Origin of the sequence: Rathayibacter sp. AY1B8, assembly GCF_002932775.1 — a bacterium.
GTDB lineage: Bacteria > Actinomycetota > Actinomycetes > Actinomycetales > Microbacteriaceae > Rathayibacter.
This window is the reverse complement of record NZ_PSWJ01000016.1, coordinates 1-21,562: the sequence shown is the minus strand read 5'-3', so window position 1 is coordinate 21,562 and position 21,562 is coordinate 1. Positions and strand designations below refer to the sequence as shown.

Below are 21,562 nucleotides of genomic sequence, written 5' to 3'. Positions count from 1 at the left end.
CCTGAGGAGGACCCACAGTGGCTAAGGCCAAGTTCGAGCGGACCAAGCCGCACGTCAACATCGGAACCATCGGTCACGTCGACCACGGAAAGACCACGCTCACCGCGGCGATCTCGAAGGTTCTGGCGGACAAGTTCCCGTCCGCGACCAACGTCCAGCGTGACTTCGCGTCGATCGACTCCGCTCCCGAGGAGCGCCAGCGCGGCATCACGATCAACATCTCGCACGTCGAGTACGAGACGCCGAAGCGCCACTACGCGCACGTCGACGCTCCGGGTCACGCCGACTACATCAAGAACATGATCACCGGCGCGGCCCAGATGGACGGCGCGATCCTCGTGGTCGCCGCCACCGACGGCCCGATGGCTCAGACCCGTGAGCACGTCCTCCTCGCCAAGCAGGTCGGCGTCCCCTACCTCCTCGTCGCGCTGAACAAGGCCGACATGGTGGACGACGAGGAGATCCTGGAGCTCGTCGAGCTCGAGGTCCGCGAGCTCCTCTCGTCGCAGGGCTTCCCCGGCGACGACGCCCCCGTCGTGCGCGTCTCCGGCCTCAAGGCCCTTGAGGGCGACGACACCTGGACCCAGTCGATCCTCGACCTGATGGACGCGGTCGACGAGTCCATCCCGGACCCGGTGCGCGACAAGGACAAGCCGTTCCTCATGCCGATCGAGGACGTCTTCACGATCACCGGTCGTGGAACCGTCGTCACCGGCCGTGCGGAGCGTGGAACCCTCGCTCTGAACTCCGAGGTCGAGATCGTCGGCATCCGCCCGACGCAGAAGACCACGGTCACCGGAATCGAGATGTTCCACAAGCAGCTCGACGAGGCCTGGGCCGGCGAGAACTGCGGTCTGCTCCTCCGCGGCACCAAGCGCGAGGACGTCGAGCGCGGCCAGGTCGTCGTCAAGCCGGGTTCGGTCACGCCGCACACGGACTTCGAGGGCACCGCGTACATCCTGTCCAAGGATGAGGGTGGGCGTCACAACCCGTTCTACGCGAACTACCGTCCGCAGTTCTACTTCCGCACCACCGACGTCACCGGCGTCATCACGCTGCCCGAGGGCACCGAGATGGTCATGCCCGGCGACACCACCGACATGACGGTCGCGCTGATCCAGCCGATCGCCATGGAGGAGGGCCTCGGCTTCGCCATCCGTGAGGGTGGACGCACCGTGGGTGCCGGTACGGTCACCAAGATCATCAAGTAGGTCCGTCCTACTGATCTCTCGAGAGGGGTCGTCCGCTTCGGCGGGCGGCCCCTCTCGTCGTTCCCGGGGACGCCCGGCTAGCGTGGCGGCATGCCCTTCGTGAAGAGCGACCCCCGTGCCCTCCCGCAGTTCTTCGAGTGGGAGGCGGCCGGCCTGGACTGGCTGCGCGAGGCGGACGGCGGTGCGCGCTGTGTCGGGGTGGAGAGGGTGTCGCCCGGGCGCATCGAGCTGGAGGAGATCCGCTCCGCGCGACCCTCCGCCGAGTCGGCTCGGGCCTTCGGCGCCGCGCTCGCCCGGACGCACGACGCCGGAGCCGCGGCGTTCGGAGCGCCGCCCCCGGGATGGACCGGCCCCGCCTACATCGGCCGCCGCGAGATGCCGTGCCGCCCGGACGACTCGTGGGGGCGTTTCTACGCGGAGCAGCGGGCGCGGCCGTTCCTCGGCCCCGCCGTGGAGGCGGGCAACCTCACGGCAGCCGAGTCGCGGCTCGTCGAGCAGGCTCTGGGCCGGGTGGCGGCCGGAGCCTTCGACGACGGTGCGGGGCCCGCCCGGATCCACGGGGACCTCTGGACCGGCAACGTGCTCTGGACGGCGGACGGCGCCGTCCTGATCGACCCCGCCGCTCACGGGGGACACCGCGAGACCGATCTGGCGATGCTGGCCCTCTTCGGCGCTCCGCACCTCGACGCCGTCCTCCAGGGCTACCGCGACCAGCATCCGCTGGGGGCCGGCTACGAGGAGCGGGTGCCGCTCCACCAGCTGCACCCGCTCGCCGTCCACGCCGCCGGTCACGGTCCCTCCTACGGCCGCGCCCTGGCAGACGCAGTGGAGCAGGTGATCGCACTGGCCGGTTGACCGGCGCGCCCGCACCGTTCCCCCAGCCGGGAGCGCCACACTGAGGCACGCGCCGCCCTGTGCGCGTTTACAAGGAGGCATCATCGTGGATCTCGGGAAGCTCGGACGCCAGGCCGGCGAACTCCTCAACAGCCGGAAGGCCCAGGACGCGCTGCGGAGCGAGAAGGCCGAGCAGGTCTCCGACCAGACCCTCGAGAAGGCGGGCGAGATCGCCAGCCGCCTCACCAACGGCAAGTACGACGACCGCATCGAGGACCTGAAGCGCCAGGCCGACAAGCGGATCGGCAACGAGTAGCGGCTGCCGACCGACTGCTCGTCCCCGCCGTCAAGCGGGTGCGGGCCTCGGATCCGCCGTCCTATCGTCGGATCGATGGCTGACACTCGCGCGCGACGACTCCGTAGGACCGATTCGAGCGGGCGCGGCTACACCCGGGTGCGCGCGGGCTCCGGCTTCAGCTACCGCGACCCGAAGGGCGCGACCGTCGCCGACAAGGAGCTGCGCGCGCGCTTCGACCGTCTCGGCATCCCGCCGGCCTGGACGGACGTCTGGATCGCCCCGTACCCCAACGGGCACATCCAGGCCACCGGTGTCGACTCCGCCGGCCGCCGCCAGTACATCTACCATCCGACCTGGCGCGAGCAGAAGGACCGGATCAAGTTCGACCGGGCGCTGCGGCTCGCGGAGGCCCTGCCGGGGGCGCGCCGGGCCGTGACCATCGCCCTCCGCTCGGACGGACCCAGCCGCGAGCGCGCGCTGGCCACCGCCTTCCGGATGCTCGACACCGGATCGCTCCGCGTCGGCAGCGAGAGGTACGCGAAGGAGCACGGCAGCATCGGCCTCTCGACGCTCCTGTGCGCGCACGCCACGACCCACGGGGACCGGGTCGCCCTCGCCTTCCCCGGGAAGAGCCATCAGGCGTGGACGAGCGAGATCCTCGACCACGACCTCTCGCGCGTCGTCCGTGCTCTCAAGCGTCGTGGGCCGAACGCCCGCCTGCTCGCCTGGAAGGACGGGCGGGAGTGGCGGCCGGTCTCGGCGCCCGAGATCAACGACTACGTGCGCGAGCGCGCCGGCGACGACTTCACGGCGAAGGACTTCCGCACTCTGCACGGCACGGTCGCGGCCGCGCTGAGCCTGGCGAAGTCGGGCCCGCGGGCCACGCAGCGCGCTCGGAACTCCGCGATCGCCCAGGCGATGCGCGACGCCTCGGACGTGCTCGGGAACACGCCGACGGTCGCCCGCGCCAGCTACGTCGACCCGCGGCTGCTGGACCACTTCCGCGCCGGCGAGACCATCGACGCGTCGCGCCCCGCGTCGGCCGAGACCGCCGTCCGGGCGCTGCTCTTCGAGTAGCGGGGGAGGCGCTCCGACCCGCGCTGCTGCTCGGACCGACCGGCTCCCCAGGGCCGTACGACGTGCTCGCGGAGGAGCCCTCCGGCGCGACACGCCCGGGTTGCAGGGGTGGGGCATCTGTGGGAGACTCTTCTAGTTCAAAATTTCCTCTCGGGCGGCGTGCTGCTCGCAGGGGGACACTGCCAGGCAGTGCCGAGACGGCATCGCGGAGGCTCGACCCGAGAGGGCGGCCACGCGGGTGCGACGTCGAGGCGGCGGGTAGCAGAACGACAACAACCGACATTCAACGGTCTCTCCGTGCGTCGTGCGTTCTGCACGCCGATCGGAGCGCCCCGAGGGTGCGGTGCTTTTGACAGAAGAACACTGGTTGCACTTTTCCGGGTCACCGGAGTTCCTTCGCGAGCGCGTCCAATGCGAGACGATTCCGGCTCCGGCCGGGGGAGTCGCGTACGACGCAATAACAAGAGAGTGAGAGATCACACATGGCGGGACAGAAGATCCGCATCCGACTGAAGTCGTACGACCACGAGGTCATCGACACGTCGGCGCGCAAGATCGTCGACACGGTCACCCGTGCCGGTGCAACGGTGGTCGGCCCCGTGCCGCTGCCGACCGAGAAGAACGTGGTCTGCGTGATCCGTTCTCCCCACAAGTACAAGGACAGCCGCGAGCACTTCGAGATGCGCACCCACAAGCGCCTCATCGACATCATCGACCCGACGCCCAAGGCCGTCGACTCGCTCATGCGCCTCGACCTGCCGGCCGACGTCAACATCGAGATCAAGCTCTAAGGAGGAGTGCCACCATGTCTGTCACTGTTTCCCCCACGCTGAAGACCAGCAAGGGCCTCCTCGGCACCAAGCTCGGAATGACCCAGGTCTGGGACGAGAACAACAAGCTCGTGCCGGTCACCGTCATCGAGATCAGCCCCAACGTCGTGACCCAGGTCCGCACGGAGGAGAAGGACGGCTACACCGCCGTCCAGCTCGCCGCCGGTGCGATCGACCCGCGCAAGGTGAACAAGCCCGCCGCCGGTCACTTCGACGCCGCGGGCGTCACCCCCCGCCGCCACCTCACCGAGGTCCGCACCTCCGACGCCGCCGACTACTCGGCCGGCCAGGAGCTGACCGTGGACGCCGTCTTCGAGGCCGGCACCAAGGTCGACGTCGTCGGCACCAGCAAGGGCAAGGGCTTCGCCGGCGTCATGAAGCGTCACAACTTCAAGGGCGTCTCGGCTTCGCACGGTTCGCACCGCAACCACCGCAAGCCCGGCTCCATCGGCGCCTCCTCGACCCCCAGCCGTGTCTTCAAGGGCATGCGCATGGCCGGTCGCATGGGTGGCGAGCGCGTCACCGTGCTCAACCTCAAGGTGCACTCCGTCGACGCCGAGAAGGGCCTGCTGCTCGTCAAGGGCGCCGTCCCCGGTGCCCGCGGTCGCCTCGTGTTCGTTCGCAACGCCGTGAAGGGAGCGTAGTTCCATGGCTACCTCTGTCGACATCATCGACGTCAAGGGCCAGAAGGCGGGCTCGGTCGAGCTCCCCGCCGCACTCTTCGACGTCCAGACCAACATCCCCCTCATCCACCAGGTCGTCGTGGCCCAGCTCGCCGCGGCGCGCCAGGGAACCCACAAGACGAAGAACCGCGGTGAGGTCTCCGGAGCCGGTCGCAAGCCGTTCAAGCAGAAGGGAACCGGTCGCGCTCGTCAGGGCTCGATCCGCGCCCCGCACATGACCGGTGGTGGCGTGGTCCACGGACCGACCCCCCGCAGCTACGCGCAGCGCACCCCCAAGAAGATGATCGCCGCGGCTCTGCTCGGCGCTCTCTCGGACCGCGCCCGCGGTGCCCGCATCCACGTGGTCGAGTCCCTCGCCCTCGGCGACACACCCCGGACCAAGGACGTCCTCGTCCTGCTCGACGCCCTCTCGGTGTCGCGCAACGTCCTCGTGGTGCTCGAGCGCGACGACTACATCGCCGAGCTCTCGCTCCGCAACGTGCCGTTCGTGCACATCCTGCCGGCCGACCAGCTCAACGCGTACGACGTGCTCGTCTCCGACGACATCGTGTTCTCGAAGGGCGCGCTCGACGCGTTCATCGCGGCCAAGTCGGGCGTCGAGTCCAACAAGGAAGAGGTGAACGCATGAGCCAGTCCGCCGCGTTCAACAAGGACCCCCGCGACGTCATCATCTCCCCGGTGGTCTCGGAGAAGTCCTACGGCCTGATCGACGAGGGCAAGTACACCTTCGTGGTCGACCCGCGTTCGAACAAGACCGAGATCAAGCTCGCCATCGAGAAGATCTTCGGCGTCGAGGTCGCGTCGATCAACACGCTGAACCGCCAGGGCAAGACCCGCCGCACGAAGTTCGGCACCGGCAAGCGCAAGGACACCAAGCGCGCGATCGTCACGCTGAAGTCCGGCTCCATCGACATCTTCACGAGCGTCGGCTGAGCCGAAGAAGCGTAGAGGAAACAGACAATGGCTATTCGTAAGTACAAGCCCACGACCCCCGGTCGCCGCGGCTCCAGCGTTGCCGACTTCGCCGAGATCACCCGCTCGACGCCCGAGAAGTCGCTCCTGCGCCCGCTGTCCAAGACCGGTGGCCGCAACAACTCCGGCCGCATCACGACGCGTCACATCGGTGGTGGCCACAAGCGCCAGTACCGTCTGATCGACTTCCGTCGCAACGACAAGGACGGCGTCAACGCCAAGGTCGCTCACATCGAGTACGACCCCAACCGCACGGCGCGGATCGCGCTGCTCCACTTCGTGGACGGCACCAAGCGCTACATCCTGGCCCCGAACAAGCTCTCGCAGGGCGACGTCGTGGAGTCGGGCGCCGGCGCCGACATCAAGCCCGGCAACAACCTGCCGCTGCGCAACATCCCGACCGGTACGGTCATCCACGCCATCGAGATCAAGCCGGGAGGCGGCGCCAAGCTCGCCCGCTCGGCCGGCACCTCGGTCCGCCTCGTCGCCAAGGACGGCCCCTACGCGCAGCTCCGCCTGCCGTCGGGCGAGATCCGCAACGTCGATGCGCGCTGCCGCGCCACGATCGGCGAGGTCGGCAACGCCGAGCAGTCGAACATCAACTGGGGCAAGGCCGGCCGCATGCGCTGGAAGGGCGTCCGCCCGACCGTCCGCGGTGTCGCGATGAACCCGGTCGACCACCCGCACGGTGGTGGAGAGGGCAAGACCTCCGGTGGACGCCACCCGGTCAGCCCGTGGGGTCAGTCCGAGGGACGCACCCGTCGCCCCAACAAGGAGAGCGACAAGCTCATCGTTCGCCGCCGCACCGCCGGTAAGAAGCGCAAGTAGGAGTTGTAGAAGATGCCTCGCAGTCTCAAGAAGGGCCCCTTCGTTGACGACCACCTGCTCCGCAAGGTGTTCACGGCCAACGAAGCCGGCAACAAGAACGTCATCAAGACCTGGTCGCGCCGTTCGATGATCATCCCGGCGATGCTGGGCCACACCATCGCGGTCCACGACGGTCGCAAGCACATCCCCGTGTTCGTGACCGAGACCATGGTCGGCCACAAGCTCGGCGAGTTCGCCCCCACTCGGACCTTCCGCGGTCACGAGAAGGACGACAAGAAGGGCCGTCGCCGCTGACGCGGCGACGAGAAGGAGGAGAGAAATGGTGGAGTCGATCGCACGCGTGCGACACATCCGCGTCACCCCCCAGAAGGCTCGCCGTGTCGTGAACCTGATCCGCGGGAAGCAGGCTCAGGAGGCACTGGCCATCCTGAAGTTCGCGCCGCAGGGTGCGTCCGAGCCCGTCTACAAGCTCGTCGCCTCGGCGATGGCCAACGCTCGCGTCAAGGCCGATGCCTCGAACGAGTACCTCGACGACCAGGACCTGATCGTGTCCCGCGCCTTCGTCGATGAGGGAACCACCCTCAAGCGATTCCAGCCCCGTGCTCAGGGTCGTGCCTTCCGCATCAACAAGCGCACCAGCCACATCACCGTCGTGCTGGCCACTCCTGAGGAGGGGACCAAGTAATGGGTCAGAAAGTAAACCCCTACGGTTTCCGTCTGGGAATCACCACCGACCACGTGTCGCGCTGGTTCTCCGACAGCACCAAGAAGGGCCAGCGGTACAGCGACTACCTCGCCGAGGACGTCAAGATCCGCCGACTCCTCGCCACGCAGCTCGACCGTGCGGGCGTCGCCCGCATCGAGATCGAGCGCACCCGTGACCGCGTCCGCGTCGACATCCACACCGCCCGCCCGGGCATCGTGATCGGCCGCCGCGGCGCCGAGGCCGAGCGCATCCGCGCCGACCTCGAGAAGCTCACGGGCAAGCAGATCCAGCTGAACATCCTCGAGGTCAAGAACCCCGAGGCCGAGGCGCAGCTGGTCGCCCAGGGCATCGCCGAGCAGCTCTCCGCCCGCGTGGCCTTCCGCCGCGCGATGCGCAAGGGCCTGCAGGGTGCTCAGCGCGCCGGCGCCAAGGGCGTCCGCATCCAGGTCTCCGGCCGCCTCGGCGGCGCCGAGATGAGCCGCTCGGAGTTCTACCGCGAGGGACGCGTGCCGCTGCACACCCTCCGCGCGAACATCGACTACGGCTTCTACGAGGCGAAGACCACCTTCGGCCGCATCGGCGTGAAGGTCTGGATCTACAAGGGCGACATCACCAACAAGGAGCTCGCCCGCGAGCAGGCGAACAGCAAGTCGTCGCGCCCCGAGCGCAGCGACCGTCCGCGCCGTGCACCCCGCCAGCAGAGCGAGGCGCCCGTCGCAGCAGGAGTTGAGGCATAACCATGTTGATTCCGCGTCGAGTCAAGCACCGCAAGCAGCACCACCCGGGCCGGTCCGGCCAGGCCACCGGTGGCACCAAGGTGTCGTTCGGTGAGTTCGGCATCCAGGCCCTCACCCCCGCCTACGTGACCAACCGTCAGATCGAGTCCGCTCGTATCGCGATGACGCGTCACATCAAGCGCGGCGGAAAGGTGTGGATCAACATCTACCCCGACCGTCCGCTCACCAAGAAGCCCGCCGAGACCCGCATGGGTTCCGGTAAGGGCTCGCCGGAGTGGTGGGTCGCGAACGTCAAGCCGGGTCGCGTCCTCTTCGAGGTCGCCGGCGTCGACGAGCAGCTCGCTCGTGAGGCCATGACCCGTGCCATCCATAAGCTGCCCCTCAAGGCACGCATCATCAAGCGCGAGGAGGGAGACGCGTAATGGCGATCGGATCCAAGGAGCTCGCCCCCGCCGAGCTCGACACCTACGAGGACGAGCGTCTCGTCACCGAGCTGAAGAAGGCCAAGGAGGAGCTGTTCAACCTCCGCTTCCAGTCGGCCACCGGTCAGCTGGACACCAACGGCCGCCTGCGTGCCGTCAAGCGCGACATCGCCCGCATCTACACGGTCATCCGTGAGCGCGAGCTGGGCATCCGCGCCACCCCCGCACCCGTCGAGGCCCCGGCCAAGGCGGAGAAGAAGCCGAAGACCAAGAAGGCCGCCAAGGCCGAGGTCGAGGCGACCGAGTCGAACGAGGAGGCCAAGTAATGGCAACCGTCAATGACAGCGCCGGCCACGAGTCGGCCGCCCACGACGTGAAGGAGGCGGGCGCTCGCGGATACCGCAAGACCCGTCGCGGCTACGTCACCAGCGACAAGATGGACAAGACCATCGTCGTCGAGGTCGAGGACCGGGTGAAGCACCCGCTGTACGGCAAGGTCATCCGCCGTACGTCCAAGGTCAAGGTCCACGACGAGCTGAACTCCGCCGGCATCGGCGACTCCGTCGTCATCAGCGAGACCCGTCCCCTCAGCGCCACCAAGCGCTGGCGCCTGGTCGAGATCCTCGAGAAGGCCAAGTAGGCCGCGGCCTACTTGAGTTAGCAGGAGAGACACATGCTTCAGCAAGAATCCCGAGTCAAGGTCGCCGACAACACCGGCGCCAAGATGCTCCTCACCATCCGCGTCCTCGGAGGCTCCGGCCGCCGCTACGCGGGCCTCGGTGACATCATCGTCGCCACCGTCAAGGACGCGATCCCCGGTGGCAACGTGAAGAAGGGCGACGTGGTCAAGGCCGTCATCGTCCGCACCATCAAGCAGACCCGTCGCGCCGACGGCTCGTACATCAAGTTCGACGAGAACGCCGCCGTCATCCTCAAGAACGACGGGGACCCCCGTGGCACCCGCATCTTCGGACCGGTCGGTCGCGAGCTCCGCGACAAGAAGTTCATGAAGATCGTCTCGCTGGCACCGGAGGTTATCTAGTCATGGCCAAGATCAAGAAGGGTGACCTCGTCCAGGTCATCTCGGGCGCTACCCAGGCCCGCGGTGGAGACCGCGGCAAGCAGGGCAAGGTCCTCGAGGTGCTGGTCGAGCGCAACCGCGTCGTCGTCGAGGGCGTGAACTTCGTCAAGAAGCACGTCCGCGTCGGCCAGACGCAGCGCGGCTCGAAGGAGGGCGGCATCGAGACCGTCGAGGCCTCGATCCACATCTCCAACGTCGCGCTCGTCGACCCGAAGACCAAGAAGCCGACCCGGGTCGGCCACCGCAACGTGGCCGTCACCAAGGACGGCGTGACCAAGACCGTTCGCGTGCGCTACGCGAAGGCGTCGGGTGAGGAACTGTAATGACTGACACCACCGCAGTGGCTGCGAAGGTTCAGCCGCGGCTCAAGGCCAAGTACCAGGCCGACATCATCCCCGCTCTCAAGGAGCAGTTCGGCTTCGGCAACGTCCACCAGGTCCCCGGCCTGGTCAAGGTCGTCGTCAACACCGGTGTCGGTGAGGCCGCCCGCGACGGCAAGATCATCGACGGCGCGGTCAAGGACCTCACCGCCATCACCGGTCAGAAGCCGCAGGTCACCAAGGCCCGCAAGTCCATCGCGCAGTTCAAGCTGCGCGAGGGTCAGGCCATCGGCGCTCACGTCACCCTCCGGGGCGACCGCGCCTGGGAGTTCCTGGACCGCCTGCTCTCGGTGGCGCTGCCCCGCATCCGCGACTTCCGCGGGCTGTCGGACCGCCAGTTCGACGGCAACGGCAACTACACCTTCGGCATCACGGAGCAGTCGATCTTCCACGAGATCGACCAGGACCGCATCGACCGCGTCCGCGGCTTCGACGTGACCGTCGTGACCACCGCCAAGACCGACGACGAGGGTCGCGCGCTGCTCAAGCAGCTCGGCTTCCCGTTCAAGTCGTCGGACAACGCGTAAGCAGCAAGCCTCGAGGCCGGGGGACGGTGAGAACCGCCCTCCGGCCTCGTCGTGCGTCCGCCGCCGGACCGGTCCGTCCGGAGCCGGCGGCGGGCGCCACGCGGGATCCCCGGATCCCGTGCACGATCGGCCCTCGACCGCAGGACCTCGGCCATGTAGCATGGCTCGTTGGCCTGCGTTCGCGCGGCCGCATGGGCGTCGACGTCGTCGGCGCCGTCCCACACCACAGGTCGTCACTCTTGTAAAGGGTGCCGAAACCAGGCGAGAAAGGCACCATCAGCCATGACCATGACTGATCCGGTCGCAGATCTGCTGACCAGAATCCGTAACGCGAACTCCGCGCACCACGACTCCATCACCCTCCCGGGCTCGAAGCTCAAGGCGAACATCGCCGAGATCCTCAAGACCGAGGGCTACATCGCCGACTGGAAGGTCGAGGAGGCGCGCGTCGGCACGACGCTCTCCATCTCCCTCAAGTACGGCCCGAACCGCGAGCGCTCGATCGCCGGCATCAAGCGGGTCTCGAAGCCCGGACTCCGCGTGTACGCGAAGTCGGCCGAGATCCCCACCGTGCTCGGCGGCCTCGGCGTCGCCATCCTGTCCACCTCGAGCGGTCTCCTGACCGACCGCCAGGCCGAGAAGAAGGGCGTGGGTGGGGAAGTCCTCGCCTACGTGTGGTAACCCCTCATGTCGCGTATTGGAAGACTCCCCATCGAGATCCCGGCGGGCGTCGACGTCTCCGTCGCCGGGTCCGCTGTGACCGTCAAGGGCCCCAAGGGCGAGCTGACCGTCTCGGTCGCCAGCCCCATCCAGGTGTCCGTCGAGAACGGCCAGGTGCTGGTCTCGCGTCCCGATGACGAGCGCGAGTCGCGCTCGCTCCACGGCCTCACCCGCACGCTCATCGCGAACGACATCATCGGTGTCACGCAGGGCTACTCCAAGGGCCTCGAGGTCGTTGGAACCGGTTACCGCGTGCTGGCGAAGGGCTCGGACATCGAGTTCGCGCTCGGCTTCTCGCACCCGGTCGTCGTCACCCCGCCCGCGGGCATCTCGTTCACGGTCGAGGGCAACAACAAGCTCACCGTGCACGGCATCTCGAAGCAGGCCGTCGGTGAGGTGGCCGCCAACATTCGTAAGATCCGCAAGCCCGAGCCCTACAAGGGCAAGGGCGTGCGCTACGCCGGCGAGGTCGTTCGCCGCAAGGCCGGAAAGAGCGGTAAGTGATCATGGGACTCGGAACCAGAGGAAAGAGCAAGTCCGCCGCGCGCGGTCGTCGTCACGACCGTCTGCGCAAGAAGGTCGTCGGATCCGCCGAGCGCCCCCGCCTCGTCGTCAACCGCTCGGCCCGCCACGTCTTCGTGCAGGTCGTCGACGACGCTCAGGGCCGCACCCTCGCGTCGGCGTCGACCCTCGAGGCCGACCTGCGCGTGTTCGACGGCGACAAGACCGCCAAGGCCCGCAAGGTCGGCGAGCTCGTCGCCGAGCGCGCCAAGAACGCCGGTGTCGAGGCGGTCGTCTTCGACCGCGGAGGCAACAAGTACGCCGGTCGCGTCGCCGCGATCGCCGATGGAGCACGAGAGGCAGGGCTCAACCTGTGAGCGCCGCAGAGAACAAGGAACCCGAGGTCGCCGCTGTGTCGGAGGCCCCCGTCGAGACCGCTGCGTCCACGCAGCCGCAGCAGGAGGCTCGTGAGCCCCGCCGCGGCGGCCGCGACCGCAACCAGGGTGGCCGCGACCGCGGTGGCCGTGACGCCGAGAAGAGCCAGTTCCTCGAGCGCGTCGTGACCATCAACCGCGTGTCGAAGGTCGTCAAGGGCGGCCGTCGCTTCAGCTTCACCGCGCTCGTGGTCGTCGGAGACGGCAACGGACTGGTGGGCGTCGGCTACGGCAAGGCCCGCGAGGTCCCGACCGCCATCTCCAAGGGCGTCGAGGAGGCGAAGAAGAACTTCTTCCGCGTCCCCCGCGTCGCCTCGACCATCCCGCACCCCGTCCAGGGTGAGGCCGCCGCCGGTGTGGTGCTCCTGCGCCCCGCCGCCGCGGGTACCGGTGTCATCGCCGGCGGTCCCGTCCGCGCCGTCCTCGAGTGCGCCGGCATCCACGACGTCCTGAGCAAGTCGCTCGGCTCGTCGAACACCATCAACATCGTCCACGCGACCGTCGAGGCTCTGAAGCAGCTCGAGGAGCCGCGCGCCGTCGCCGCTCGTCGTGGTCTCGACTTCGACCAGGTCGCGCCGGCACGTCTCGTCCGTGCCGAGGCCGACGCCCTCGCCGCCGCGTCCAACGCGAAGGCAGGTGCCTGATGGCCCAGCTCAAGGTGACCCAGATCAAGTCGAAGGTCAGCGAGAAGCAGTACCAGCGCGACACGCTGCGCTCGCTCGGCCTCAGGAAGATCGGTCAGAGCGTCGTCCGCGAGGACAACGCCCAGAACCGCGGATACGTGAAGACCGTCGCCCACCTGGTGAAGGTCGAGGAGATTGACTAATGGCTGAGACGAAGAAGGCCGCCGCCGCGGAGTCCACGACTCCCGCGCAGGCGACCACCACGAAGGGCGCGGCGGCGCCGGCGACCAAGGAGCACGTGCTCAAGGTCCACCACCTCCGCCCCGCTGCCGGAGCCAAGAAGGCCAAGACCCGCGTGGGTCGCGGTGAGGGCTCCAAGGGAAAGACCGCCGGTCGCGGCACCAAGGGCACCAAGGCCCGCTACCAGGTGCGCGTCGGCTTCGAGGGTGGGCAGATGCCGCTGCACATGCGCACCCCGAAGCTCCGCGGCTTCAAGAACCCGTTCCGGGTCGAGTACCAGGTCGTGAACCTGTCCGCTCTCGCGGAGCTCTACCCCCAGGGCGGCGACGTCACCATCGGCGACCTGGTCGCCAAGGGTGCTGTCCGCAAGAACGAGAAGGTCAAAGTCCTCGGGGACGGCGACATTGCGGTTAAGCTGAACGTCGCGGTCGACAAGGTCTCCAGCTCTGCCGAGCAGAAGATCGTCGCTGCGGGCGGATCCATCAAGTAGCACCAGCAGCTTGTCGGTCGAGCTTGCCACGCCGACTCCCTCCGGGAGTGCGTGGCAAGCTCGACCTGTATCCCGCACCACAGAATTGAGCAGGAGACCTTAGGTAGTGTTTGGCGCCGTTGCGCGGATCTTCCGCACCCCCGACCTCCGCCGCAAGATCGGCTTCACCCTCGCGATCGTGGCGATCTTCCGGCTGGGATCCTTCATCCCTGCTCCGTTCGTCGACTTCAGCGCCGTGCAGGCCTGTCTCGCCGGCAACCAGGGCACCTCGGGTCTCTACGAGCTCGTGAACCTCTTCAGCGGTGGAGCACTGCTCCAGCTGTCGATCTTCGCGCTCGGGATCATGCCGTACATCACGGCGTCGATCATCGTGCAGCTGCTGCGCGTGGTCATCCCTCACTTCGAGACGCTGTACAAGGAGGGGCAGTCCGGTCAGGGCAAGCTCACCCAGTACACGCGGTACCTCACCATCGCGCTCGGCGTCCTCCAGTCGACGACGCTGATCACCGTCGCCCGCTCGGGCGCCCTCTTCGGCAACTCCGGCGTCCCGGAGTGCTCGGCGCTCATCATCACCGACGAGTGGTACTCCATCCTCCTCATGGTCATCACCATGACCGCGGGCACCGGGATCATCATGTGGATGGGCGAGCTCATCACCGAGCGCGGCATCGGCAACGGCATGTCGCTGCTGATCTTCACCTCGATCGCCGCCCAGTTCCCCACCTCCCTGTGGTCGATCGCGCAGTCGCGCGGCTTCGAGACCTTCCTCCTCGTCCTCGGCGTGGGCCTCGTGCTCGTGGTCGCCGTGGTCTTCGTGGAGCAGTCGCAGCGGCGGATCCCCGTGCAGTACGCCAAGCGGATGGTCGGCCGCCGCACCTACGGCGGCAACAACACCTACATCCCGATCAAGGTCAACATGGCCGGCGTCGTGCCCGTCATCTTCGCCTCGTCGCTGCTGTACCTGCCCGCGCTCATCGCGCAGTTCAACCAGCCCGCCGCTGGCCAGGAGGCTCCGGTCTGGGTCACCTGGATCACGAACTACCTCACCAAGGGCGATCACCCGCTCTACATGGCGCTGTACTTCCTCCTGATCGTGGGCTTCACCTACTTCTACGTCGCGATCACCTTCAACCCGGACGAGGTCGCCGACAACATGAAGCGCTACGGCGGCTTCATCCCCGGCATCCGCGCCGGCCGCCCGACCGCCGAGTACCTCAACTACGTGCTCACCCGGGTGACGCTGCCCGGGTCGGTCTACCTCGGCCTCATCGCGCTCGTGCCCCTCGTGGCCCTCGCGCTGGTCGGTGCGAACCAGAACTTCCCCTTCGGCGGCACGTCCATCCTGATCATCGTCGGAGTCGGCCTGGAGACGGTGAAGCAGATCGACTCCCAGCTGCAGCAGCGCCACTACGAAGGACTCCTCCGATGACGTCGCACCCGATCGGCTTCCGTCTCCTGCTGATCGGCCCTCCCGGCGCAGGCAAGGGGACCCAGGCCGCTCGGCTGAGCGACATCCTCCGGGTGCCCGCCATCTCGACCGGGGACATCTTCCGCGCGAACGTCGCCAACGAGACCGAGCTCGGTCTCCAGGCGAAGGCCTACCTCGACAACGGGCGCTACGTGCCGGACGAGCTGACCAACGCGATCGTGCACGACCGCCTCCAGGAGGCGGACGCGTCGACCGGGTTCCTGCTCGACGGCTACCCGCGCACCACGGAGCAGGTCGACGAGCTCGACCGCATCCTCGCCGCGGACGACAACCGGCTCGACGCGGTCGTCCAGCTGACGGCCGATCCCGACGAGGTCGTCGGCCGCCTTCTCAAGCGCTCGCTCGAGCAGGGGCGCAGCGACGACACCGAGGACGTCATCCGGCGCCGACTCGCGCTCTACGAGGAGCAGACCGCTCCGCTCATCGACGTCTACGCGGCCCGCGGGCTCGTGGTCGTGGTCGACGGCCTCGGGCCGGTCGACGAGGTGACCGAGCGGATCGTCGTCGCCCTCGAGGGCCACCGCGTGGGCCGCCTCGACACCCCGGCCGCCTGAGCCGTGGCGTTCCGCTCCTCGCTCTACAAGACGCCCGCGCAGCTGCGGTCGATGCTCGCTCCGGGCCTCGCCACGGCCGCCTCGCTCGACGCGGTCCGCGCGGCGGTCCGCCCGGGCGTCACCACGCTCGAGCTCGACGCGATCGCCGAGGCGGCGATCGTCGCGCTCGGCGGCCACTCGAACTTCCAGCTCGTCCCGGGCTACCGGCACACGATCTGCGCCTCGGTCAACGACGAGGTGGTCCACGGCATCCCCGGCGGGCGCGTGCTCGAGCCGGGCGACCTGGTCTCCGTCGACAGCGGCGCCGAGATCGACGGCTGGAACGGCGACTCCGCGATGACGGTGGTCCTGCCCGATCCCTCCCGCCCGGAGGAGGTCGCGGCACGCGCCGAGCTCTCGCGGGTGACCGAGGGATCCCTGTGGCGGGGGATCGCCGCCCTTGCCTCCGCCCGCCATCTCAACGAGGTCGGCGCGGCGATCGAGGAGTACATCGAGGACGAGGCCGAGCGCTCGGGCCGCGTCTACGGCATCCTCACCGACTACATCGGCCACGGCATCGGGCGCACCATGCACGAGGCTCCGCCGGTCTTCAACTACCGGGTGCGCCAGCGCGGCCCCGAGGTGAAGCCGGGACTCGTCGTCGCGATCGAGCCGATGGTCACCGCGGGCAGCGCCGAGACCTTCGTCCGCGAGGACGAGTGGACGGTCGCGACCGAGGACAGCAGCATGGCCGCCCACTGGGAGCACTCCGTCGCCGTGCACCACGACGGCATCTGGGTCACCACGCTCGCCGACGGCGGCGCGGCCGGCCTCGCCCCCTACGGGATCGTGCCGACGCCCTTCGCCTAGAGGCCCCAACGCGGAGCTCCTCCGATCCGATGCGGAGGAGGCTCCTCGTGGCCTCTCGCGCCCGGCGGGGGTCCGTCGGGCGCCCACGAAGCGCGGGAGCGGGAGGACGACAGGCCCTCCGGCTCCACCCGGAGTGCGGGTGTCGGCTAGCTGTCGATCACCCGCACCAGCTCCTCGATGAAGCCGCCGAAGTCCGTGGAGCGCCGGATGAGGCGCTGCACCTCCGCCCGGTCGGCGAACACCTCGACGAACTGGTCGAACACCGACTGGAAGGTGCTGCGGCCGGCCGAGGCGAACGCGATCATCGCGATCACGTTCACCCGCTGCTCGCCCCACTCCATCGCGGTGTCGTTCACGACGATCGCGATGGAGGTGCGGCGGGCGCTCATCGCCATCGCGTGCGGGACCGCGAGGTTGTCGGTGAACGCCGTGGAGCTCATCCGCTCGCGCTCGATGGCGCCGTCGACGTAGTCCTCGTCGATGATGCCGCCGGCGATCATCCGCTCGCCCAGCATCCGGATCATCGCCGCCTCGTCGCGCGCGTGCACGTTGCGGAAGAACAGCTGCTCGTCGAAGAACTGCAGCAGCTCGTCCTTGATCTGCGCGCGGCGGCGGTGCCGGCGGACGCGGGCGATGGCCCGGCGCACCGTCTCGACGTCGTGGTCGGTGAGGAACGGCTGCACGACCACGACGTCATCGGACGCGGGGTGCTCGTCGATCGTGGTTATCACGAGGTCGGCGGTGAGCCGGTCCCAGTCGACGTCGCTCCGCGTGATCAGCGAGCGCACCTCCACCTCGGTGCCGAGCGAGCGCTCGACGCGCAGGCGGAGCATGTGAGCGAGGTCGTAGTAGTTGGGGCAGACGATCACGCAGGACAGACGCTCCTCCCGCCGGGACACCCGCTCGAGGAACGAGCCGACGTGGAGGGCGATGTAGGCGATCTCGTCCTCGTTGACCACGATGCCCCGCCGGCGCTGCAGCCCGCTCGCCAGGAACACCGCGATCTCGTAGGTCATCGGGTAGCTGGTCTTGATCGAGCGGGTGAGCGGGTTGCGGGAGTAGCCGCCCTCGGCGGCCCGGGCGATCAGGTTGCGCACGTGCAGGGCGAGGCGGACGATGAAGCCCTCGTCGTCGAGGTCGACCAGGTACTCGCGGTTGACGTCGGCGACGAGCTCGCGGACGACGGCGAGGTCCTCCGGGTCGAGGTAGTTCTCGACCACGGCGGCGACCGGCTCGTTCTGCCCGGGCGTCGCCACCCGCGTCGTCATCAGGATCGCGAGCTGGGCGAGCTCGGCGTCGGTCAGGCGCGTCGCGAAGTGCCGTTCCACCAGCTCCGCCAGCAGGGCCGCGAGCTCGCCGTGGATCGCGGGGGAGGGGCGGGAGCCGGAGGGGTCCCCGATGCCCCGGGCGACGCGGTCGACGGCGATCGCGATGTGGAGGAGGACGCTGTTCACGCCGTAGTCGTTGATGTAGTAGCCGCGGGTCTCGAGCTCGGCCAGCAGCTCGGTCTTGAAGGCGCCGAGGCCGGGGGAGGCGAACTCGCGCTGGACGTCGTCGAGCGTGAAGACGCCCTGCGCGCTCTCGTCGCGGAACATCCTGGAGATCAGGCGGCGGCGGGCCTCCTCGCTGCCCTCGAGGCGCACCGACGGGCCGCGCCGGACCAGCCCGAGGCCGGCCTCGTCGGCGAGGGCCTTCACCCGGCGCAGATCGGCGTCGACGGTCGACTCGCTCACCGACAGCGCGTCGGCGAGGGCGAAGACGTCCAGGCCCTCGTCGGAGTCGACCAGGCGGCGGACGATGCTGTACAGCCGGTCGCGAGGGGTGTCGGGCTCGATGTCGCGGCTGCGCTGCGCCTCCAGGTACGCCGCGTACGCCTCGCGCGCGAGCCGGTAGCCGTTCGCGGAGGACTCGACCGGCTCCAGCGGGGCGGCCTGCGCCTTCACCGCGGTGACGTAGCTCCGGACGCTGCGGGTGGTGACTCCGAGCCTGTCGGCGAGCTCGTGCGCCGTCACCCAGCCGTCGGCGCGGGAGAGGTACTCCAGCAGTCGTTCGCGGTTGTCAGGCATCAGGCTCCAGGCGTGCGGTCGGGGCGGGCGCCGGGAGCGCCACGACCCTGCCGCGGTCCCGCAGGACGCGGGCGGCGAGTCGTACGTCCCGTCAGTCAATCACCCCGGCGACGCGCCCGGGAGCCCCCGCGCCGCGGGCGGAAGGGGCCGTCTTCCGCCCCCGCGGAAGATTGTCTGCTGGAGGGTGCCGCCCCTCCGAGGGGATGCTTGGATGAATCACGACCCGGACGCGAGGAGGCGAACGAGGTGCGGAAGATCCTGATCGTCTGCGGTGCAGGCGCGTCGAGCACGTTCCTGGCCCACCGGCTGCGAGCGGGCGCGAAGGAGCGCGGCATGGATGCCGTGTTCCGCTCCGAGACCCTCACCGGTCTCGACCACTCCCTCCCCGAGGCCGACGTCCTCCTCGTGGGGCCGCACCTCGAGTCGCAGTTCGACGGACTCCGCCACCGTGCGGAGCTCGTGGGAGCCGCGGCCGCCCTCCTCCCGCCCGATGTCTTCGGAGCGCACGGTGCCGATGCCGTGCTCGAGACCCTGCCCGTCCTCTTCGCCGCTCGCGCGGTCGTCGCAGGCGCGGACGGGGACTCCTCCTCCCGCCCGGTCCGTCCGGGCGAGCCCGACTCCGGGCACCACTGATGCAGTCGCGACTGCAGGATCAAGGAGAAACGTTCATGGTCGAGCGCACCGTGCAGGTTGCATCGTCGAAGGGCCTCCACGCCCGCCCCGCCTCGCTCTTCAGCCAGGCCGCGGCGAAGTCGGGTCAGAAGGTCCTCGTCGCCAAGGGCGACGCGACCCCGGTCAACGCCGCGTCGATCCTCGGGATCATCTCGCTCGGCATCGAGCACGGCGACGAGCTCACCGTCAGCGTCGAGGGCGACAACGAGCAGGCCGTGCTCGAGGAGCTCGCGACCTTCCTCACCACCGACCACGACGCGTGACGCGGAGCGTCACGCAAGGCGGCCAGCCCCGGCGCCCACGGCGCCGATAGACGCGGCAGCCCCTGGAGCGTGACGGCGACCCTCAATGGGTCGCACGAGGCGCCTGCGAAACCCGGCGACGGACCGCGTCAGCCTCGGGAACGCAACGGCGACCCTCAACGGCTCGCACGAGGCGCCCGCGAAACCCGCCCCCGCTCACTCCCGGCCCCCGCCCCCCGCTCCCTCCCCGCCGCCCCCGCATCCTCTTCTCCCGCCCGCACTCCGAACGACAGGAACGAGCACCCATGACGCTGTCCACTCCTCAGACCGCCTACGCCTCCGCCAAGCTCCAGGGCACCGGAGTGGGACGCGGGCTGGCCCTCGGGCCGGTCCTGCGCATGCCGGAGCCGCTGCCCGAGCCCGAGGACACCGCCAGCACCCGCAGCATCGCTCAGGAGGAGGAGCGCGCCGTCTCGTCGCTCTCCGCCACCGCCGCGACGATCCGCCACCGAGGCGAGCGGGCCGGCGGCTCGGCGAAGGACGTCCTCGACGCCCAGGCCCTGATGGCCGAGGACCCGTCCCTCGCGGACGACGTCAAGGCGCGGATCGCCGGGGGCAAGACCGCGGAGCGCGCCGTGCACGAGGCCTTCGCCGGCTTCCGCGACCTGCTCGTGGCGATGGGCGGCTACATGGCCGAGCGCGCGACCGACCTCGACGACGTCTCGCAGCGCGTCGTGGCGCACCTGCGCGGCGTCGCCGCTCCCGGCGTCCCCGAGTCGGACGAGCCGTTCGTGCTCGTCGCCCGCGACCTCGCTCCGGCCGACACGGCGCTGCTCGACCTCGAGAAGGTCCTCGGCCTGATCACCAGCGACGGAGGGCCGACCTCGCACACGGCGATCCTCGCCCGGGAGAAGTCGATCACCGCCATCGTCGGCACCACCGGCGCCCTCGACCTGCGGGACGGCCAGCTCGTCATCCTCGACGCCACCTCCGGCGTCGTGACGGTGAACCCCTCGGACGCCGAGATCGGCGCCGCGAAGTCCTCGATCGCCGAGCGCGCCGAGATGCTCGCCGCACCGGTCGTTCCCGGCGCGCTGGCAGACGGCCACGCCGTGCCGCTGCTCGCGAACCTCGGCTCGGCCGACGGCGCTGCGAACGCGGTCGAGCTCGGCGCCGAGGGAGTGGGGCTGTTCCGCACCGAGTTCCTCTTCCTCGACGCGAAGGAGGCGCCCTCGGTCGCCGAGCAGGCGGAGCAGTACACGCGCCTGCTCGCTGCGTTCCCCGGCCGCAAGGTCGTCGTCCGCGCGCTCGACGCCGGCGCCGACAAGCCGCTGAGCTTCCTCAACGACGACCACGAGGAGAACCCGGCCCTCGGTCTCCGCGGACTGCGCGCCCTCCGCGCCAGCGAGCAGATCCTCCGCGACCAGCTCACCGCCCTCGCCCAGGCCGACGCCGCCACCGACGCCGACCTCTGGGTCATGGCGCCGATGGTCGCAACCGTGGACGAGACCCGCTACTTCACCTCGATGGCGCGGGAGCTCGGCATCCGTACCGCCGGAGTGATGGTGGAGGTCCCCTCCTCCGCCCTGCTCGCCGACCGCATCCTCGGAGTCGCGGACTTCGCCTCGATCGGCACCAACGACCTGACCCAGTACACGCTCGCCGCCGACCGCATGCTCGGCACGGTCTCGGCGTTCCAGGACCCGTGGCACCCGGCCGTGCTCCGCCTCGTCGGCGAGGTCGGCCGCGCGGGAGCGGCGCTGGGCAAGCCCGTCGGGATCTGCGGAGAAGCCGCCGCCGACCCGCTGCTCGCCGTGGTCCTCGTCGGCCTCGGCGCCACCACCCTCTCGATGTCGCCGTCGGCTCTCGCCGACGTCCGCGCCGAGCTGGCCGAGCACACCCTCGACGACGCCAAGCGGTACGCGGAGCTCGCTCTCGCCGCCGACAGCGCCGCCGACGCCCGTTCGGCGGTCACCGAGGCGATCGCCGCCTCCTGATCCCGGATCACCAGCCCCACCCCCCTGCACCACCCCGCCACTCGGGAGCCGGGACGCCTCAGGAGCGTCCCGGCTCCCGAGTGGCGGGGTGGTGCAGGG

The 21,562-nt window shown here is 69.3% G+C and carries 31 protein-coding genes; 30 read left to right on the top strand and 1 reads right to left on the bottom strand.

Going from position 1 to position 21,562, the window contains the following annotated elements:
- Positions 1 to 17: 17 nt before the first annotated feature.
- The 27 genes from tuf (at position 18) to map (ending at position 16,486) form a co-directional block, all read left to right on the top strand.
- Complete coding sequence (gene tuf, locus C5C63_RS10710) at positions 18 to 1,211, top strand: elongation factor Tu (RefSeq protein WP_104224570.1); 1,194 nt, start codon at positions 18 to 20, stop codon at positions 1,209 to 1,211.
- Between the two features lie 90 nt (positions 1,212 to 1,301).
- Complete coding sequence (locus C5C63_RS10705; RefSeq protein WP_104326028.1) at positions 1,302 to 2,066, top strand: fructosamine kinase family protein; 765 nt, start codon at positions 1,302 to 1,304, stop codon at positions 2,064 to 2,066.
- 85 nt (positions 2,067 to 2,151) lie between these two features.
- The gene (locus C5C63_RS10700; RefSeq protein WP_159939075.1) at positions 2,152 to 2,361 is read left to right on the top strand and encodes an antitoxin; all 210 of its coding nucleotides are present in this window, start codon (positions 2,152 to 2,154) and stop codon (positions 2,359 to 2,361) included.
- Positions 2,362 to 2,436: 75 nt separating this feature from the next.
- Complete coding sequence (locus C5C63_RS10695; protein WP_104233920.1) at positions 2,437 to 3,420, top strand: DNA topoisomerase IB; 984 nt, start codon at positions 2,437 to 2,439, stop codon at positions 3,418 to 3,420.
- A gap of 482 nt (positions 3,421 to 3,902) precedes the next feature.
- A complete protein-coding gene (gene rpsJ, locus C5C63_RS10690; protein WP_005050520.1) occupies positions 3,903 to 4,211 on the top strand; it encodes a 30S ribosomal protein S10 in 309 nt (102 codons plus the stop codon).
- A gap of 14 nt (positions 4,212 to 4,225) precedes the next feature.
- Positions 4,226 to 4,894, top strand: a complete 669-nt coding sequence (gene rplC / locus C5C63_RS10685; RefSeq protein ID WP_104224566.1) for a 50S ribosomal protein L3 — start codon at positions 4,226 to 4,228, stop codon at positions 4,892 to 4,894.
- Positions 4,895 to 4,898: 4 nt separating this feature from the next.
- Positions 4,899 to 5,561 (top strand): 50S ribosomal protein L4, encoded by a 663-nt coding sequence (gene rplD, locus C5C63_RS10680; RefSeq protein WP_104224565.1) that lies wholly within the window; start codon positions 4,899 to 4,901, stop codon positions 5,559 to 5,561.
- The gene (rplW, locus tag C5C63_RS10675; RefSeq protein ID WP_068209445.1) at positions 5,558 to 5,866 is read left to right on the top strand and encodes a 50S ribosomal protein L23; all 309 of its coding nucleotides are present in this window, start codon (positions 5,558 to 5,560) and stop codon (positions 5,864 to 5,866) included. Before rplD ends, rplW begins: the two co-directional genes overlap by 4 nt.
- 27 nt (positions 5,867 to 5,893) lie before the next feature.
- A complete protein-coding gene (gene rplB, locus C5C63_RS10670; RefSeq protein ID WP_068251462.1) occupies positions 5,894 to 6,733 on the top strand; it encodes a 50S ribosomal protein L2 in 840 nt (279 codons plus the stop codon).
- A gap of 12 nt (positions 6,734 to 6,745) precedes the next feature.
- Positions 6,746 to 7,027 (top strand): 30S ribosomal protein S19, encoded by a 282-nt coding sequence (rpsS, locus tag C5C63_RS10665; RefSeq protein WP_055787078.1) that lies wholly within the window; start codon positions 6,746 to 6,748, stop codon positions 7,025 to 7,027.
- A gap of 25 nt (positions 7,028 to 7,052) precedes the next feature.
- Complete coding sequence (gene rplV / locus C5C63_RS10660; protein WP_077221988.1) at positions 7,053 to 7,418, top strand: 50S ribosomal protein L22; 366 nt, start codon at positions 7,053 to 7,055, stop codon at positions 7,416 to 7,418.
- The gene (gene rpsC / locus C5C63_RS10655; RefSeq protein WP_068209439.1) at positions 7,418 to 8,176 is read left to right on the top strand and encodes a 30S ribosomal protein S3; all 759 of its coding nucleotides are present in this window, start codon (positions 7,418 to 7,420) and stop codon (positions 8,174 to 8,176) included. Before rplV ends, rpsC begins: the two co-directional genes overlap by 1 nt.
- Before the next feature lie 2 nt (positions 8,177 to 8,178).
- Positions 8,179 to 8,598, top strand: a complete 420-nt coding sequence (gene rplP, locus C5C63_RS10650) for a 50S ribosomal protein L16 (RefSeq protein ID WP_068209436.1) — start codon at positions 8,179 to 8,181, stop codon at positions 8,596 to 8,598.
- Complete coding sequence (gene rpmC / locus C5C63_RS10645; RefSeq protein WP_104224564.1) at positions 8,598 to 8,924, top strand: 50S ribosomal protein L29; 327 nt, start codon at positions 8,598 to 8,600, stop codon at positions 8,922 to 8,924. Before rplP ends, rpmC begins: the two co-directional genes overlap by 1 nt.
- Entirely contained in the window at positions 8,924 to 9,238 is a 315-nt protein-coding gene (gene rpsQ / locus C5C63_RS10640; RefSeq protein ID WP_104224563.1) for a 30S ribosomal protein S17, read from the top strand. The genes rpmC and rpsQ overlap by 1 nt, the downstream gene beginning before the upstream one ends.
- 33 nt (positions 9,239 to 9,271) lie before the next feature.
- Complete coding sequence (gene rplN, locus C5C63_RS10635) at positions 9,272 to 9,640, top strand: 50S ribosomal protein L14 (protein ID WP_104224562.1); 369 nt, start codon at positions 9,272 to 9,274, stop codon at positions 9,638 to 9,640.
- Between the two features lie 2 nt (positions 9,641 to 9,642).
- The gene (gene rplX, locus C5C63_RS10630; RefSeq protein WP_104224561.1) at positions 9,643 to 10,002 is read left to right on the top strand and encodes a 50S ribosomal protein L24; all 360 of its coding nucleotides are present in this window, start codon (positions 9,643 to 9,645) and stop codon (positions 10,000 to 10,002) included.
- The gene (gene rplE / locus C5C63_RS10625; protein WP_068209425.1) at positions 10,002 to 10,586 is read left to right on the top strand and encodes a 50S ribosomal protein L5; all 585 of its coding nucleotides are present in this window, start codon (positions 10,002 to 10,004) and stop codon (positions 10,584 to 10,586) included. The genes rplX and rplE overlap by 1 nt, the downstream gene beginning before the upstream one ends.
- 282 nt (positions 10,587 to 10,868) lie before the next feature.
- Entirely contained in the window at positions 10,869 to 11,267 is a 399-nt protein-coding gene (gene rpsH, locus C5C63_RS10620) for a 30S ribosomal protein S8 (protein WP_068209423.1), read from the top strand.
- Between the two features lie 6 nt (positions 11,268 to 11,273).
- The gene (gene rplF / locus C5C63_RS10615; protein WP_104224560.1) at positions 11,274 to 11,810 is read left to right on the top strand and encodes a 50S ribosomal protein L6; all 537 of its coding nucleotides are present in this window, start codon (positions 11,274 to 11,276) and stop codon (positions 11,808 to 11,810) included.
- A gap of 2 nt (positions 11,811 to 11,812) precedes the next feature.
- Complete coding sequence (gene rplR / locus C5C63_RS10610; RefSeq protein WP_056037296.1) at positions 11,813 to 12,184, top strand: 50S ribosomal protein L18; 372 nt, start codon at positions 11,813 to 11,815, stop codon at positions 12,182 to 12,184.
- Entirely contained in the window at positions 12,181 to 12,885 is a 705-nt protein-coding gene (rpsE, locus tag C5C63_RS10605) for a 30S ribosomal protein S5 (RefSeq protein ID WP_104224559.1), read from the top strand. The genes rplR and rpsE overlap by 4 nt, the downstream gene beginning before the upstream one ends.
- Complete coding sequence (gene rpmD, locus C5C63_RS10600) at positions 12,885 to 13,067, top strand: 50S ribosomal protein L30 (protein ID WP_181024623.1); 183 nt, start codon at positions 12,885 to 12,887, stop codon at positions 13,065 to 13,067. Before rpsE ends, rpmD begins: the two co-directional genes overlap by 1 nt.
- Positions 13,067 to 13,594 carry a 50S ribosomal protein L15 gene (rplO, locus tag C5C63_RS10595; protein ID WP_104226755.1) on the top strand — a complete coding sequence of 176 codons (528 nt, stop codon included), beginning with the start codon at positions 13,067 to 13,069 and terminating at the stop codon, positions 13,592 to 13,594. The genes rpmD and rplO overlap by 1 nt, the downstream gene beginning before the upstream one ends.
- 106 nt (positions 13,595 to 13,700) lie before the next feature.
- Positions 13,701 to 15,023, top strand: a complete 1,323-nt coding sequence (gene secY, locus C5C63_RS10590) for a preprotein translocase subunit SecY (RefSeq protein WP_104224557.1) — start codon at positions 13,701 to 13,703, stop codon at positions 15,021 to 15,023.
- A complete protein-coding gene (locus C5C63_RS10585; protein ID WP_181028829.1) occupies positions 15,020 to 15,637 on the top strand; it encodes an adenylate kinase in 618 nt (205 codons plus the stop codon). Before secY ends, C5C63_RS10585 begins: the two co-directional genes overlap by 4 nt.
- 3 nt (positions 15,638 to 15,640) lie before the next feature.
- On the top strand, positions 15,641 to 16,486 hold the full coding sequence (gene map / locus C5C63_RS10580) for a type I methionyl aminopeptidase (RefSeq protein WP_104292485.1): 846 nt from the start codon (positions 15,641 to 15,643) through the stop codon (positions 16,484 to 16,486).
- Positions 16,487 to 16,632: 146 nt separating this feature from the next.
- Here the strand turns inward: map and C5C63_RS10575 are convergent, their stop codons facing one another.
- On the bottom strand, positions 16,633 to 18,552 hold the full coding sequence (locus C5C63_RS10575) for a BglG family transcription antiterminator (protein ID WP_104326027.1): 1,920 nt from the start codon (positions 18,550 to 18,552) through the stop codon (positions 16,633 to 16,635).
- Positions 18,553 to 18,759: 207 nt separating this feature from the next.
- Here C5C63_RS10575 and C5C63_RS17045 point away from each other — a divergent pair, with 207 nt between their 5' ends.
- From C5C63_RS17045 to ptsP, 3 genes are all read left to right on the top strand, one after another.
- Positions 18,760 to 19,185 (top strand): PTS sugar transporter subunit IIB, encoded by a 426-nt coding sequence (locus C5C63_RS17045; RefSeq protein ID WP_181110601.1) that lies wholly within the window; start codon positions 18,760 to 18,762, stop codon positions 19,183 to 19,185.
- A gap of 35 nt (positions 19,186 to 19,220) precedes the next feature.
- Entirely contained in the window at positions 19,221 to 19,487 is a 267-nt protein-coding gene (locus C5C63_RS10565; RefSeq protein ID WP_104224553.1) for an HPr family phosphocarrier protein, read from the top strand.
- Positions 19,488 to 19,864: 377 nt separating this feature from the next.
- Positions 19,865 to 21,463, top strand: a complete 1,599-nt coding sequence (ptsP, locus tag C5C63_RS10560) for a phosphoenolpyruvate--protein phosphotransferase (protein WP_244230703.1) — start codon at positions 19,865 to 19,867, stop codon at positions 21,461 to 21,463.
- Positions 21,464 to 21,562: the final 99 nt, after the last annotated feature.